The sequence below is a fragment of the Spirosoma foliorum genome, assembly GCF_014117325.1.
In the GTDB taxonomy this organism is placed as follows: Bacteria; Bacteroidota; Bacteroidia; order Cytophagales; family Spirosomataceae; genus Spirosoma; species Spirosoma foliorum.
This window is the reverse complement of the sequence record NZ_CP059732.1, coordinates 7,177,519-7,192,500: the sequence shown is the minus strand read 5'-3', so window position 1 is coordinate 7,192,500 and position 14,982 is coordinate 7,177,519. Positions and strand designations below refer to the sequence as shown.

The 14,982-nt window shown below is 41.2% G+C and carries 9 protein-coding genes and 1 rRNA gene (1 of these 10 only partly in view); 2 read left to right on the top strand and 8 right to left on the bottom strand.

All coding sequences use genetic code 11. The annotated features are described in order from the left end of the window. Both H3H32_RS30195 and pruA read right to left on the bottom strand, forming a co-directional pair. Nucleotides 1-377: ribosomal RNA gene (locus H3H32_RS30195) — 16S ribosomal RNA — on the bottom strand (it extends 1,130 nt beyond the left edge of the window). 341 nt (nt 378-718) lie between these two features. Next, nucleotides 719-2,350 (bottom strand): L-glutamate gamma-semialdehyde dehydrogenase, encoded by a 1,632-nt coding sequence (pruA, locus tag H3H32_RS30190; RefSeq protein WP_182459446.1) that lies wholly within the window; start codon nt 2,348-2,350, stop codon nt 719-721. Between the two features lie 140 nt (nt 2,351-2,490). Between pruA and thrC the strand changes: the two genes are divergently transcribed. Beyond that, nucleotides 2,491-3,801, top strand: a complete 1,311-nt coding sequence (gene thrC / locus H3H32_RS30185; RefSeq protein WP_182459444.1) for a threonine synthase — start codon at nt 2,491-2,493, stop codon at nt 3,799-3,801. Nucleotides 3,802-3,869: 68 nt separating this feature from the next. Here the strand turns inward: thrC and H3H32_RS30180 are convergent, their stop codons facing one another. The 5 genes from H3H32_RS30180 to H3H32_RS30160 all read right to left on the bottom strand — a co-directional run bounded on the left by H3H32_RS30180 (nt 3,870) and on the right by H3H32_RS30160 (nt 12,859). Continuing rightward, nucleotides 3,870-5,678 (bottom strand): tetratricopeptide repeat protein, encoded by a 1,809-nt coding sequence (locus tag H3H32_RS30180; RefSeq protein WP_240543537.1) that lies wholly within the window; start codon nt 5,676-5,678, stop codon nt 3,870-3,872. 536 nt (nt 5,679-6,214) lie between these two features. Continuing rightward, nucleotides 6,215-7,099 carry a class I SAM-dependent methyltransferase gene (locus H3H32_RS30175; protein WP_182459441.1) on the bottom strand — a complete coding sequence of 295 codons (885 nt, stop codon included), beginning with the start codon at nt 7,097-7,099 and terminating at the stop codon, nt 6,215-6,217. A gap of 79 nt (nt 7,100-7,178) precedes the next feature. Continuing rightward, on the bottom strand, nt 7,179-9,038 hold the full coding sequence (mnmG, locus tag H3H32_RS30170) for a tRNA uridine-5-carboxymethylaminomethyl(34) synthesis enzyme MnmG (protein ID WP_182459440.1): 1,860 nt from the start codon (nt 9,036-9,038) through the stop codon (nt 7,179-7,181). A 154-nt stretch (nt 9,039-9,192) separates the two neighbouring features. After that, nucleotides 9,193-12,495: a DUF4175 family protein gene (locus tag H3H32_RS30165; protein ID WP_182459438.1), complete on the bottom strand. Its 3,303-nt coding sequence runs from the start codon at nt 12,493-12,495 to the stop codon at nt 9,193-9,195. A 19-nt stretch (nt 12,496-12,514) separates the two neighbouring features. Continuing rightward, entirely contained in the window at nt 12,515-12,859 is a 345-nt protein-coding gene (locus H3H32_RS30160; protein ID WP_182459437.1) for a hypothetical protein, read from the bottom strand. Nucleotides 12,860-12,923: 64 nt separating this feature from the next. Between H3H32_RS30160 and H3H32_RS30155 the strand changes: the two genes are divergently transcribed. Beyond that, nucleotides 12,924-13,634 carry a ComF family protein gene (locus H3H32_RS30155; RefSeq protein WP_182459435.1) on the top strand — a complete coding sequence of 237 codons (711 nt, stop codon included), beginning with the start codon at nt 12,924-12,926 and terminating at the stop codon, nt 13,632-13,634. 67 nt (nt 13,635-13,701) lie between these two features. On the opposite strand, the gene H3H32_RS30150 is transcribed toward H3H32_RS30155, so the two are convergent. Then, nucleotides 13,702-14,961, bottom strand: a complete 1,260-nt coding sequence (locus H3H32_RS30150) for an SUMF1/EgtB/PvdO family nonheme iron enzyme (protein ID WP_182459433.1) — start codon at nt 14,959-14,961, stop codon at nt 13,702-13,704. Nucleotides 14,962-14,982 lie beyond the last annotated feature (21 nt).

Below are 14,982 nucleotides of genomic sequence, written 5' to 3'. Positions count from 1 at the left end.
CTGGGTCAGACTTGCGTCCATTGCCCAATATTCCCTACTGCTGCCTCCCGTAGGAGTTGGGTCCGTATCTCAGTACCCATGTGGGGGCCAATCCTCTCAGAACCCCTACTGATCATCGCCTTGGTGAGCCGTTACCCCGCCAACTAGCTAATCAGACGCAAGCCCCTCTCATACCCATAAATGTTTACCAATCTTACCAGGTGATAAAACTGGACCGTGCGGGTTTACCCCAGCTTTCGCCGGGCTATCCCCCAGTATGAGGCAGGTTGCTTACGCGTTACGCACCCGTTTGCCACTGGCCTTGCGACCCGTTCGACTTGCATGTATTAGGCCTGCCGCTAGCGTTCATCCTGAGCCAGGATCAAACTCTCCATCGTAAATAATTGTGAGACCAACCGAAGTTAATCTCGATGTTTATAGCCTTATAAGTGCTAACCTATTAATGTCAATACGTCAAAGAACTGTTTCTCTTTCGAGATGGTGGCCAACCGTTGTTGGCCTTCCTTATATTTGGGAGTGCAAAGGTACGACACTCAATCTTTCTTGTCAAGTAAAAGTTGAAAAATATTTTTAACAACTTTTTTCAAATCCCATTTCTAAACTCTTGATAAAAAGGCGCTTATCTTTAAAATACTCGCCCTTTCTTCTGATTTTGGAGTGCAAAATTATGCTTTTATATTTCTTTACGCAAGCTTTATTTCAAACTTTTTTTAAAAAATTATTCAGGTTGTAGGAATGGGTAGCCATAATTTTTGGGAGAAACATACGTCTCTTTAATTGTTCTGGCTGAAACCCAGCGATATAGGTTCAAAGCAGAGCCTGCTTTATCATTAGTACCCGATGCTCTCGCCCCACCAAAAGGTTGTTGCCCAACTACTGCTCCCGTGGGTTTGTCATTAATATAAAAGTTACCAGCAGCATTTTGGAGCTTATGGGTTACTTCCTCTATTATATATCGATCCTCTGCGAAAATAGAGCCTGTTAGGGCATAAGGAGAGGTTGTATTAACCGTTTCAATCATCTTATCGAATTCAGACGGCTCATAAACATATATAGATAATATAGGACCAAAAATCTCCTCACACATTGTCCGGTAAGTTGGATCACTTACTTTCAACACCGTTGGTTCAATAAAGTAGCCTTTTGAACCGTCGTAGTTACCACCTGCCACAACTATTACTTGGGCGCTTTTTTTAGCCTCGTCTATATATGCCGTGATTTTTTTAAAAGCTCGTTCGTCGATAACAGCATTAATAAAATTGGTAAAATCCTCGGTTCCACCCATTTTTATCTCAGCTAAGAATTCCTTCATTTTTGCTTCAACCGCTGGCCAAAGCGTTGAAGGAAGGTATGCGCGGGAGGCCGCTGAACATTTTTGTCCCTGATATTCAAATGCACCACGTACTAATCCTGTAGCTACCTCGTCGGCATGGGCCGATTCATGAACCAATACAAAGTCTTTTCCACCGGTTTCACCTACAATACGTGGATAACTTTTGTATTTGTGGATATTGGCTCCAATTGTGCCCCAAATTTGTTGAAAAACTCCTGTACTCCCTGTAAAATGAATACCAGCAAAGTCGGCATGGTTAAAAATAATGTCGCCAGCCACCGGTCCATCGACAAAAATCAAATTAATCACTCCCTTAGGTAAACCAGCTTCATTCAGCACATCCATAATTACTTTAGCTGAAAGAGCTTGCGTGTACGCCGGTTTCCAAACGACTGTGTTGCCCATTAAAGCTGCAGAAGTAGGTAGGTTACCAGCAATAGCGGTAAAATTGAATGGCGTCAATGCAAAAACAAAGCCTTCAAGCGGGCGATATTCCAACCGATTCCACACTCCAGGGGAGGAATTAGGCTGTTGATGGTATATCTCTGTTGCATAATGCACATTGAATCGAAGGAAATCTATTAATTCACAAGCTGAATCAATTTCGGCCTGATATGCATTTTTCGACTGTCCGAGCATTGTTGCAGCGTTAATTCGTGCTCGATAGGGGCCTGCAAGCAGATCGGCGGCTTTTAAGAAAATACTGGCCCGATGTTCCCAGGATAAACCAGCCCAGGCTTCTTTTGCGGAGAGTGCAGCTTCTATTGCTTTCTTAACGTGTTGGGCATCGCCTTCATAAAAATAACCTAATGTATGTTGGTGATCATGGGGCGGAGCTACGCGAAGTTTACGTTCAGTTCTAACTTCTTTTCCACCAATATGCATTGGGATATCCGTTTCGTTGGCACGGAAATCAGCTAATGCTGCTTTAACTGCTTCGCGTTCAGGAGAGCCAGGTCGGTATTCTCTGACCGGCTCATTTGCCGGTGTGGGGGCATTAAAAAATCCGAAGGACATAATGAAGTGTATGTTTTTACAAATTTACGTATTGCCTAACTTATCCACTAATCAACAATAGTTTTCCACATTTAACGGGTAATTTTCGATTCATTGGGCTGATTTACCGTACTTTGCAGCCTTATTTCGACTTTTTGCTTATGCGTTTTTACAGTACAAATAATCCAGAAATAACCGTAACAACTGAGCAAGCCCTTTTTCATAGCATGCCAGCTGATAAGGGTTTATACATGCCCACTCCCCTACCTCATTTAGGCACTCAATTTTTTGATGATATTTCTGGGCAATCGTTAGCAGAAATCGGTTTTGAGATCAGTAAAGCGCTGTTTGGCGATGAGATTAGTAAAGCGGATTTGGAAGAGTTAACCCATCGGGCATTTCCGTTTGATACTCCTGTTGTTAATCTGGAAGCAGGTAGAATGGCTGTTTTGGAGTTATTTCACGGCCCTTCGTTAGCCTTTAAAGATGTTGGTGCACGTTACATGGCGGCCTTAATGTCTTATTACTCGAAGCGTAGTGATAAAGAAATTAATATTCTGGTAGCCACTTCTGGTGATACAGGTGGTGCAGTTGCTATGGGATTTCACAATGTTCATGGAGTTCGGGTTTCTATTCTTTACCCAAGCGGCCGTGTTAGCGATTTGCAAGAAAAACAATTGACCACACTTGGTGGAAACGTTCAGGCATTTGAAGTTGACGGCTCTTTCGACGATTGTCAGGCTATAGTCAAACAAGCTTTTGTTGATGCTGAATTAAACGCTCAGCTTTCGCTTTCTTCAGCGAATTCGATCAATATCTTTCGGTTGATTCCTCAAGGCTTTTACTACGTTCGAGCTTATGGTCAGGTTCGGAATCATCAAAAACCTATCGTTTTTTCAACACCCAGTGGAAATTTTGGTAATCTGAGCGCCGGAGTCATGGTTCAACAAATGGGTTTGCCTGTTGATCATTTCGTTGCGGCAACTAACCTCAATCATGTTGTTCCCGACTACTTAACAACTGGAACTTACATACCCAAAGAATCTGTGGCAACTATTTCAAATGCCATGGATGTCGGTAGTCCAAGTAATTTCGTTCGTCTTTCCCATTTATATGGAGATAATTTTAATCAGTTTAAAGCCAATGTTTCAGGCTATTTCTATGATGATGATGCAACACGGGCTGGAATGCAGAAAATTTATGCGAAATATGGCTATATAGCTTGCCCTCATACTGCCATAGGTATTATGGGCGCACAAGATTTTCTAGTTGAATCGAAACAGAATAGCATTGGTATTGCACTAGCCACGGCTCATCCATCGAAATTTAAACCACTTGTTGAAGAAGTACTGAATTTAACTGTTGATGTGCCCGAGCGACTAGCCAAGTTAGCCGATCGTCCTAAACATAGTATTTTTATTCCGGCTCAATACGAGGCTTTTAAAGAATCTTTGCTTCAAACAGTAGCCTAACCAGTTATCCACAAAAAAGCCAGCAATTTGTGGATTGCTGGCTTTTTTGTGGATAATAAATCTCAAAGTCAATTTACGGTATCACCCCGTAAAGCCCGGTATCGCTTACGAGCTTCAGCCCCATATATGCTTCCTGGATATTTGGTAAGTACCTTCTGATAGGCCTCCATGGCAGTTGCTTTATCTTTCAAGCGCTCATCATAGATTTTACCCTGGGTGAATAAAGCATCATCGCCCAGAATGTCATTAGGATACTTATTAACAATTAGTTTCAGATCCTCAAGCGCTTCAGCATTTTTTCCTTGCTTCATGTATGTATTTGCCCGAAGCCAGAGTACTTCATCGGCAATGCTGTGATCGCTATACTTTGTCAACATTTTATTGAGGTTATCCACAGCCTCATCTGTTTTGTTCTGTAGAAGAAGCAATTCCGTATCAGCATACCAGCGCATAGCAGCTTCTGTACTGTCCATACCTGTGTTATCCACAATTAATAAACTAAGCTGTTCAGCATCATTAGCAATTTCACGAGATGTAGCTAATTTAAGTACATCTAACAAATCCTTCGCCACCGAGAAATTGCCTTTGTAATAGTGAAGCTTGGCATTTTTAAGCTTTGCCTCGTAACCCAATAGCTCTTCTTTTTGAGACTTTTCCACTTGAGAATACAACAATGTGGATTCCCAGGGCTCGCCTTTCAGCAGATAAATGTCGCCCTTGTCAAGTTTACAACGATCTACGAAATTTTTATCGGCCTTCCCTAAATCAATTGCCAAATCCAACACTGTTAACGCAGTGTCTTTGCTATCAAGATAGTTCCCATAGAGGTTGGCTGTACTTCTGAGAGCTTCCAGTGTTTTGGTATTGGTACCGATTTCCTGTAGCATACGCTGATAATCGGAAATCAATTTTCTAATTTCAAGCTTATCAATTGGGTATGTATTCTTAACCTGTTCCTCACGAGCACTGATAACTAACCGACGAGCAAACGGATAAAGCTGACCTTGTGGATAAGTTGTTGTTACATATTCAAATGCATCCGCAGCTGCTTTATATTCTTTATTGTTCATTGCCAACATGCCTAAATCATAGACACGACTGCCATTTAGCTTCATTCGCTTATCAGTAGCTTTCTCCTGCAACAATGCCCGGCTAAACTTTTGCTTTTGTACGAAATACCAAATCAGCAGTTCATTATATGCCAACTCATTTGGCTCTTGCTGAATTTTGGTATAAAGTGCCTTTTCCACAAGCGGTTCATCTTTTGTGTTGATAAACCCTTGTAGAGCTGCCAGAACCGTTTCTTTTTTATCTGTCTGCTTACTGGTCGTGATAATTTCGTCGATTGCTTTCTCAGTCTGGCCAGTCGCCCGATAGAGGGCCATTAAATCTTCGCTATACGACGTTGGATCTTTGCTGACCTCTCGTGCCGTTTCAAGCGTTTTAACAGCCCAGCGCGTTTCACCGACTTCATTAAAGGCCGTTGCCAGCTTTTCCAGTTTCGTAATCGACGATTTACTTGATTGTAAAGCCGCCGTGTACTGAGTTTGCGATTGTGTTGTATCACCTTGTTGTGTGGCTAGTTGCCCACTCAACAATTCATAGTACGATCGATTAGCTTCATCACTGCGCTGCTGCTTTCGTAAATACTTGACTGCTTCCTCGGCTTTATTTGTTTTTTGGAGGCTTGTGATATACCGTGTCAGTCGTGTCCACGTCACGTCTGTTTTCAACAGCTTGGCATATTCGTTAGCGGCCTTTTCAAACTCGCCAGCTTTGTAATATTCTTCGGCCAGCGTTGTCCCCCCTTGGCCATACACCAACCCGGCTGACAACAGCCATAGCAACGTAACAATGACTTTTGACCTTATTAACATTATATAAAAAAGCTTTTTAAAAGAAACGTTATTATACTCATTAGTCATGTGGAAATGTGAATAAATAAGTTGTCCACGAGACTAATTAACTATTGTGGACAAAAAGTGCCTGTTATCCACGGACTAACTTTTGCTTATCCACACTTAATTTACTCATTTTTAAATAAATAACATTTTTTCCACATTTTGTGTGTTAAGTATTTGTGGATTTGTGCATAAGATTTGTGCACAGTTTTAAGTGGGGAAAGTTTGTGGAATTGATTGTGATATGTAGGGCTTTCTCCACATCGTGGACCCTTTTTCTTTCCATTGTGGATTACTATTGATTCAATCCACATCACAATCAATCCTTGTAAACACGTTTTCCACGCCTACTGTTTAGTTATACACAGGCTTATTCACACTAAAATTTCACTTTTTTAATTTAGAATAGACCTTTACCTTACAATGAAAAAATAAGCCTAACTATGACCTTTTGCTGGCAATTATTATGCCCTAACGAAAGGATAAGCTGGCTTACTTATAAATTATAACCTTTATTGAGCTTTCTGGAACAGATAAATTAAGCTAGACGAATTACCGGTTCGATTAGCTGCATTATTAGATGATAGTCCTACTCGTATACTTTTCAGATAATCTGTTTTTCCACTTTGGTAGCGAGTGCTCAACATCGCGATGTAAAACGCATCGAATACCATGGGTTTCTGATCAACTAAGGCAAAGCCATGTTTTTGAAAAAGTGGCTTTATCGTTGTTGGCGTAAAATGGTAGAGGTGACGAGGAACATCATAGGCTGCCCAATACTCTTTAAAATAATGAGCATCATAGGAATCAGAATTAGGTACAGCAATTAGTAGCGTGCCTTTATTTGCTAATAGTTGATGTAGTTGAGGAATGATTTCATTGACATTTGGAATATGCTCAAGTACATGCCAAAGAGAAATAATGTCAAACGGCCCCTCCCCTACTAGGGCATTTAAGTTAGGTTTGATTTCGACTTGTAATTTTTTCTGAGCAATGGCGCGAGCATCCGTATCGGGTTCCATACCCATTACTTCCCAACCGGCAATTTTACAATTTTCGAGGAAAGCTCCTGTTCCGCAACCGACGTCTAGAAGCCGACCTTTTCCTCCATTCAATTTATTAATCAAGTTGAGTTTAGAACGCAATGTATAATTACGAACGACACGGTATGCGGTATTGACCAGGCCTTTCCCTTCGTCATTATGAGATACATAATCCTCCGATTTATAATACTGACCAATTGAATTGGCATCTGGCCGAGGATTGGTTAATCGAAAATTGCACGTATTACATTCCTGTATAGCGAATTTTTGTTGGCTAACTAAATAGTCGTTACAGACTAAGAATGGCTTAAATTGATTGTCGCCACAAACTGGGCATTCTGTTATCGTTTCCAAATTCGCGATCAAAATTGTAGGGATACAAAAAGGTTCTGATCATAAAATCGTTTCGATTATATAACCAGAACCCACTTTTCTAACGGCCCATATAGACCAATAAAATCGAAACATCGGATGGGCTCACACCGCTAATTCGGGAGGCTTGGCCGATGGTTGCTGGACGTAAGCGCTTCAACTTTTCTTTTCCTTCAAACGAAAGTGCTTTGAGTCGATCATAATCAAAAGCGGGATTGATCGATAGATTTTCCCATTTATCTAGCTTGTCCGCATTTTGTTTTTCTCGATTCAAATAGTCTTCGTATTTAATTTCTATAACGGTTTGCTCGATGATCTCCTCCCCTACCCCAGGCATATTAGGAACTAGTTTCAACAACTCTTTTACATCTTCCTGATCTATTTCAGGGCGTTTCAGTAAGGTATAGAAGCTGCTTTTTTCACGTAGTACCGCACTATTTTTAGAGGTTAACCAATCGTTTATTTCTTCTGGCTTTACTCTTGTGGCCCGTATAGCTTCGGTTAATTCTGCCAGGCCATCGCGTTTTACAAGCATACTATCATACCGTTCCTGAGAGGCTAAACCGATGGCATATCCTTTTTCTGTTAGTCTTAAATCCGCATTGTCCTGGCGCAACAAAGTACGGTACTCAGCTCTTGAGGTAAACATACGGTAAGGCTCTTCTGTACCTTTTGTAATCAGATCATCAATCAATACACCTATATATCCCTCTGAACGTTTGATCGTAAATTCGGCCTCTTCGTGCGCATTTCGATGCGCGTTGATGCCTGCCATCAGCCCTTGACAAGCTGCTTCTTCATAACCTGTTGTACCATTTATTTGCCCTGCAAAAAAGAGATTTTGTACTAAGTGTGTCTCTAGAGTGGGCTTTAATTGGGTCGGGGGAAAGAAATCATACTCAACGGCATAGCCTGGTCGGAACATACGTACGTTCTCAAATCCTTCGATTTTCCGCAAGGCGTTATACTGGACAGTCTCTGGAAGGGACGTTGAAAATCCATTTACATACACTTCAACAGTATCCCATCCCTCTGGTTCCACGAAAATTTGATGCCGATCTTTATCTGCAAATCGATTAATTTTATCTTCAACGGATGGACAATAGCGAGGACCTAATCCTTTAATTCGACCCGTAAACATGGGTGATTTTTCGAAACCTGTTTTCAGCTCATCGTGTACTGCCTGATTGGTATAGGTAATCCAGCAGCTCCGTTGTTTGCTTAGTTTCGGTGTATTTGTATAGGAAAACTTTCCTGGATTTTCGTCTCCAAGTTGCTCTTCCATTTTGTTATAATCTAGACTCCGGCCATCCACTCGTGGAGGTGTACCGGTTTTCATTCGACCAGCTTCAAAGCCTAAACTTATCAATTGTTCTGTTAAGCCTGTTGCAGACCGTTCCGCCGTTCGCCCTCCTCCAAACACTTTTTCCCCAATAAACATCTTGCCGTTTAAAAACGTACCGTTTGTCAAGACTACCGATTTGGCTGAAAATTCTACACCTAAGCTCGTTTTTACCCCAACTGCTCTTCCATCTTTTGCAATAACTTCATTGACAGTATCCTGCCAGAAATCAATGTTTTTGTTTCCTTCCAATGCTTTTCTCCATTCCCAAGCAAATAAATTTCGATCACTCTGGCATCGTGGACTCCACATGGCTGGCCCTTTCGAACGATTGAGCATGCGAAATTGAATCATGCTTTTATCGCTGATAATTCCTGATAATCCACCCAGTGCATCAACTTCTCGAACAATTTGTCCTTTGGCTACGCCACCCATTGCTGGGTTACAGGACATTTGTGCGATTGTTTGCATGTTCATTGTGATCAGTAATACTCGGGAACCCATCGTCGCAGCTGCACTTGCCGCTTCACATCCCGCATGACCTGCACCAACAACAATGACGTCGTAAGAAGAATACATTTTTAGTGATTTTTGAAAAATGTTTCACGTGGAAACTTTTCACAAAATTGTGGAAAGTTGCTGAAAAGATAAAACGTGATTGAAATCTGATGAAAAGGCAACAAAAAACCGCTGACCTTCGTGCCAAGTCAGCGGTTTTAATTGAAAGCGAAATTTACTTACTTACTTTCTGTAAATACTGATTCGCTTCTTTTTTGTAGAAAAGATTATAATTGGGAGTAACAGAGCGAAGCACTTCAACTTGCTTCGTTTTCTGCTGTAAGTTGGTCGAATCAAAGAAAGAAGGCGTACTACGTTTTATTGATTTAGCTGTTTCAGCCTGCCGCTTAGGATCTTCCTCTTGTTGCTTAAGTGCTTTTTCTGATTCCAACAGGCGAGTTAGAATTTCATTCTGACGATTGATTAAGTTAGGGTTTACACGTTTGTTGACCAAATCAGTTTCAGATTCATCCATTTTATCCAATAAATCCTTTACCTGTTTTTCCTGTTGCTTACCAGCTTCAGTTCCTTTCGCGTTTTCTTCCAGTTTTTTAAGCATTTGGCGAATCATAGCTTGTTCAGCCGCCATTTGGGATAGCTCTTCAGATAACCCTCTACCTGTTTTACCTCCTTTCTGAAGTTGCTGCATTTTCGCATTAAGTTGTTTTTGCATCTCCCCCATACCACTAGGATTCTGGCCTTTTTTGCCGCCTTTGCCTTTTCCTGGCATTGCCATGGCATTCATCTGTTGCTGCATATTCTTCAACACATCACTAAGCATCAAAGCGAGATTATTGATTGAGGTCATTGCAAACTGTTGCTTTGATGAAGCCATACTTAAACGACGATCACGTAATTGTTGAACGCTTTCATCCATATAAGACTTCATGTTAGTTAGCTCACGAGTAACAAATGATTGAATCTGTACAACACGGCTGGCGAGGGCATTTAAGCTATCTTCAATAATTTTGGCATCATCCTGAAGCTTTAGTTGCTCCTGTGAAAGTTTGGTGACGCGAGGATCTTGAAGGCTCATGCCGCGGAAATCCTTCATCACTTTCTCCTGGCCAAATGAAAGTGTAATCAGATTATCGAGGATGTTACGCAAATCATCCATATTTTCCTGCATCTCTTCCATCTCAGATGATTGCATAGATTCTTTCATGGCTTTACTCATAGCGCGCATAGATTTAGCCGACTTTTTCTGTTTTGAAGCCGCCTGCTTTCCCTGGTCGCTCTTCATATTTTTCATGGCTTCTTCCATGTCCTTCTCAATCTCTTTCTGCTCTTCTTCAGAAGATTCAGGCTTATTTAAATCATCTTTTTCTGCCTGTTTCTGAAGCTCATCTAGCTGATTCTTAGTGTTTTTGAAGTCTTCCTGCGATTTTTCCTGCTGCTTTTGTTGGTCTTGAGAAGTCTCATTTTTCTTGGCATTTTCTTCTGCCTGTTTTTCTAAATTCTCTGCTTGTTTTTCAAGATTCTCAGCAATGTTATTAACCTTTTGTTCCAGTTGCATTTGTTTGAAAAGCTTAAGAGCACGGTCTAAATCACGCTCCATGTTCTTTTCTTTGCGGCTCAATTTGTCAAGCATATCCGATGCTTTTTCATCTTGTTTACGCTCCAGAAGCTGTTTAAGTTGCTCATACAATTGCTTCGATTCAGGGTCAAGCAGTTCATTGAATAGCTTCTTTAGCTGCTCCATTTTGTCTTGCATTGCCTGATTTTTTTCAGAAAATCGTTGTTGAGTATCGTTCGTTTTTTGGAATTGTTCCTGTAATTTCTGGATTTCCTTTAATAAATCTTCCCGCTTTTGGAGGACGTCCTGAAGCTGCTTTTTGTCCTGAAAATCAGAGGATTTCTTCGTTCGCATGCGATCTTCCATCTGATTTAATTCCTTCTTGATCTCTTGCGTTTTGCTCAGAGCATTGTCAATTTGCTGCTCGGTTTTTTCGGCAGACTTATCAACCTGTTTCTGAATTTCGGCGTTTGAGGGTACGACAAAATTTAATTGATTTGAGCGACTCGATTTGGGGCCATTAACCCCATCGTTATCCCACACCTGTACGTAATACTCAAGCTTATCTTCTTGCCCAAGCTTTAGGCTATCTAGTGACCAGTTATAGACAAAATTCTGGGAAGTGGTCGAACGATTGACTGGAATGTCTTTACTATAAAGAGATGACTCTTTCCCATTTCGATTGATTTTGTAATTAAGCCGTAGCTTGGAGAATCCGTAATCATCAGAAACAAGTCCCGAAAGAGCTATATAATTATACGTAACCGTATCTTGAATTCGATCAACTGAAATTTGCGGAAATCGATCAGGGATTACTTGGATGTTATATTGTATTGTCGACGGTGTATTAATTTGTCCGTTTTTCAGCGATACAGTGTATATCGCGTTCTGCATTAACCGACGATTCAGCACAAACATATTATCTTCGATTAAACGAGCTGCTAACGGTTTTAAATCTGTATTAAAGCGCAGTGATAATGAATCGGTATGATCAGCAGCAAACTCCCAATTCACTACCGTTCCTTGCGGAACCAGTAGGTTACCAACGTTAGAAAGTTGCTCAGAAGGTTTGTTCAGGTAAGCTGGATAGTTGAGTTTAACATTGAATGAAAGTACGGCAGGCCGATCGATAAGCGCTACTTTGTAGCCCTCAGAATTAAATCCAGCGGCTTCAAGATGAAAATCTAGATCGCGTTGTAGGTTATCAAAATTGTATGAAAATTGATCACCTGTTTGCTCCAATTTAAAGCGTGTTCCATTTGCCACAACATATACAGCTTGTGGAATGGCATCTCCAGTTAGTTTTACCTTAAGCGGGAAATCTTCATTTCTAAAGGCTTTAAGCGATTTGTTTTGGATAACAAATTTGAAGGGAGCTTCTTCTGCAAACTCTTTATTATAATTAACAAGTCGAGTAGACGATTTTGTAAAAAACGTTGGATTCACGACCAGAATTAACAGGATGAGCGCAAGCGGAGGTATGGCGTATTTAAGAAATTGACGATTTCGACTAATCTGAATCGCATTCGAGAAACGGTTTATTAACAACTGCTGTGATCTCTGATTTAGACTAGCCTGAAGCAAATCACTTTGATCTGATGAGATACGCTGAAGTTGAAGTGTATTCAAGAGCTTATCCCCTACTTCGGGAAAAAACGTTCCAATTTGTCGGGCGGCCTCATCATTTGACAAAGGTTTATTTAGCCCATACAAGCTCATTAATGGGCGAACAATGAACAAATACAAACCAACCAGAATTGTCAGCAAAAACCCAAAAAATAAGGCTCCACGACCGACTGAATTGAACTTGCCAATAAATTCTGCTGTGTTAATGAACAAATAACCACTACCCAGCAGGGCAACAAAAAATAAACTTCCTTTTACCAACTGGTTTTGGAAGTAGCGTTTTTTGTATTCGTCTATGCGTTGTAAAAGTGTTGTGTAAGCAGTTGAAGATTGCATAGGAATTCAGGTTGAGTAATTAAACGAATAGAGTCTCGAAATACTGAATAACGTGTTGTTTTAAAAAGGTTTCCTGTATTAACAGGTCTCCATGCGGAATCGGTTTAGTCAGCGTCCACCGTGGCCAACCATCTTTATCTTTTCCTTCAAATGCGTAATACCCCGATTGGCTTAATACCCGGCACACGGCAATGTGCATTAGGTCTTGTTTCGCTTCTTTAGAGAAACGTTTGGGGCCAGTACCTAACTCTTGCACACCAATTAAAAATAGAACGGCATTTAGATCGGCAGGACGTTTTCCTACCAGCGATTGCAACTGGTCAAGTAACTCATCCCACGATATATCTATACTTTTTGCTTCCACAGTATCTCTTCAATTATTCTTCTCTCTAAATTACAACGTTTTATAGTACAAACGAATACAATCTATGTTTCGGTTTATACAGTCATTTGTAGCTGATTTTACGGATCTGCTTTTTCCTTCTCTCTGCTTAGGCTGTAAAGAGTCGTTAGGTGCAAATGAGCCTATATTATGTACGGCTTGTCGAATTAATTTGCCAGAAACGAGACAGCATATTGAGCCTTACGATCAAAATCTCCTCAATAAGTTTGCCGGAAAAGTGCCTGTTCATTTTTTAGCTTCTTATCTGCATTTTACAAAGGGTGGAATCGTACAAAATTTAATCCATAGCTTTAAATACAAAGGCCAAAAAGAAGCTGCTAAAGAACTGGCAAACTGGTACGGTCAGCAATTAAAAACAGACAGCAAATATCTACAAGGTATAGACGTACTAGTTGGCGTTCCGTTGCATAAGAGTCGTTTTCGGAAACGAGGTTATAATCAGGCTGATTGGATTGCGGAAGGATTATCTGATGCACTTGAAATCCCTATGAGAACAGACGTATTAATTCGCAAGACTTTTAAAGCATCGCAAACGCACAAAAATCGCTTGGAACGATGGGAAAATGTCAGTACAGTATTTGCTGTTGTGAAGCCTGAAGCTATCAAAGATAAAAGCGTTATTATCGTTGATGACGTATTAACTACCGGTGCAACAATTGAAGCGTGTGCCGTTGAATTGGTCAAAGCAGGGTGTAAATCAGTAAGCGTATTAACTCTTGCGGTAGCTGATCGATAATCTCTAGGCCATAAAGAAAGAGGGCACCCATATTGGATGCCCTCTTTCTTTAGAAAACAATAGCGTCTTATTTATTCCGACCAACGCCGATCATAGCGCAACGGAAACCAATCATTGCCGTGGCTGAATCCTGATCCAGGAATCGGCGGGTACCAGGCGATAACCAGTAAGCAACGTCGTTCCACGACCCGCCTTTATAAACACGTAGTTTATCGTCGATTAATGATTGTTTATTTTTGCTGTCGTAATTCTTTGAATCATCAACATAACCATTCCGACGAACAGGATTCAAATCACTAACGTCCTGATAGGAAAGTGGTCGATAAACGTCCATCACCCACTCATTTACGTTACCAGCCATGTTATAAAGACCAAAATCGTTAGCAGGATAGGCGTAGATTTCTGCCGTGATAATAGCTCCGTCATTTGAGCGTCCGGCGATACCAGCGTAGTCACCACGACCACGTTTGAAGTTTGCTAGCATTTGACCTTGTTTGCGACCTTTCTTAGGATTCCGAACCGACGAGCCATCCCAGGGATAAATCCGCTGATTGATTTGGTTCTCGTCCATGTATTGTGTCCCAATCAGGGCTTTGGCTGCGTATTCCCATTCAGCTTCGGTTGGTAGTCGATAATCTGGTAAAATTGTACCGCTTTCCAGACTAGGTCGTGCAGGGGCAGCTGTAGTAGCTTCGGCTAAAGCGGCATCATCTGCTTTTTTAGATTTCCGTTTTAAAGAGAAACCTCCTCCTTTTTTCTTAGTCGCACCACCTTTGGCCAGTTCATTATTCACAGCATTAGACCGCCAGGTAGCATAGTCTGTAGCCTGCACCCACGATACACCTACTACCGGATAATATCGGAATGCAGGATAACGAAGATACTGAGTAACATAAGAGTCGTTAAAAGACAATGGATTCGACCAAACCGTTGTATCTGGTAAAGCTGCTTTTACCACTTCCTCTGATGAATCACGCTGAATGGCATTCAGGTATTCAAGGTAGTGAACGTTGGCCATTTCGGTTTCATCCATATAGAACGATTGAATCGAAACAGTGCGCTCTTTATTGTCACGCGAGTTCATCACGTCTTCTTCAAGGGCACCCATTGTGAACCGGCCACCTTCAATAAAAACAAGGTTTGGACCTGCTTTCTGTCCCGCGAATTTTTTAACCTGAAAGCCATCTTTCTGGTTGTAAGCAATACCCGTCGCCGTACTCTTGTTACCGGGCTGCACACTGGTCGGGTGCTTGGGCTTACAGGATGCCAGGGCTGCTGTTGCCAGTAGCACATAAGCCGCTCGTTGCAGGTGATACTTTTGAATCATTGCTCTATTTTGTGTAAAACG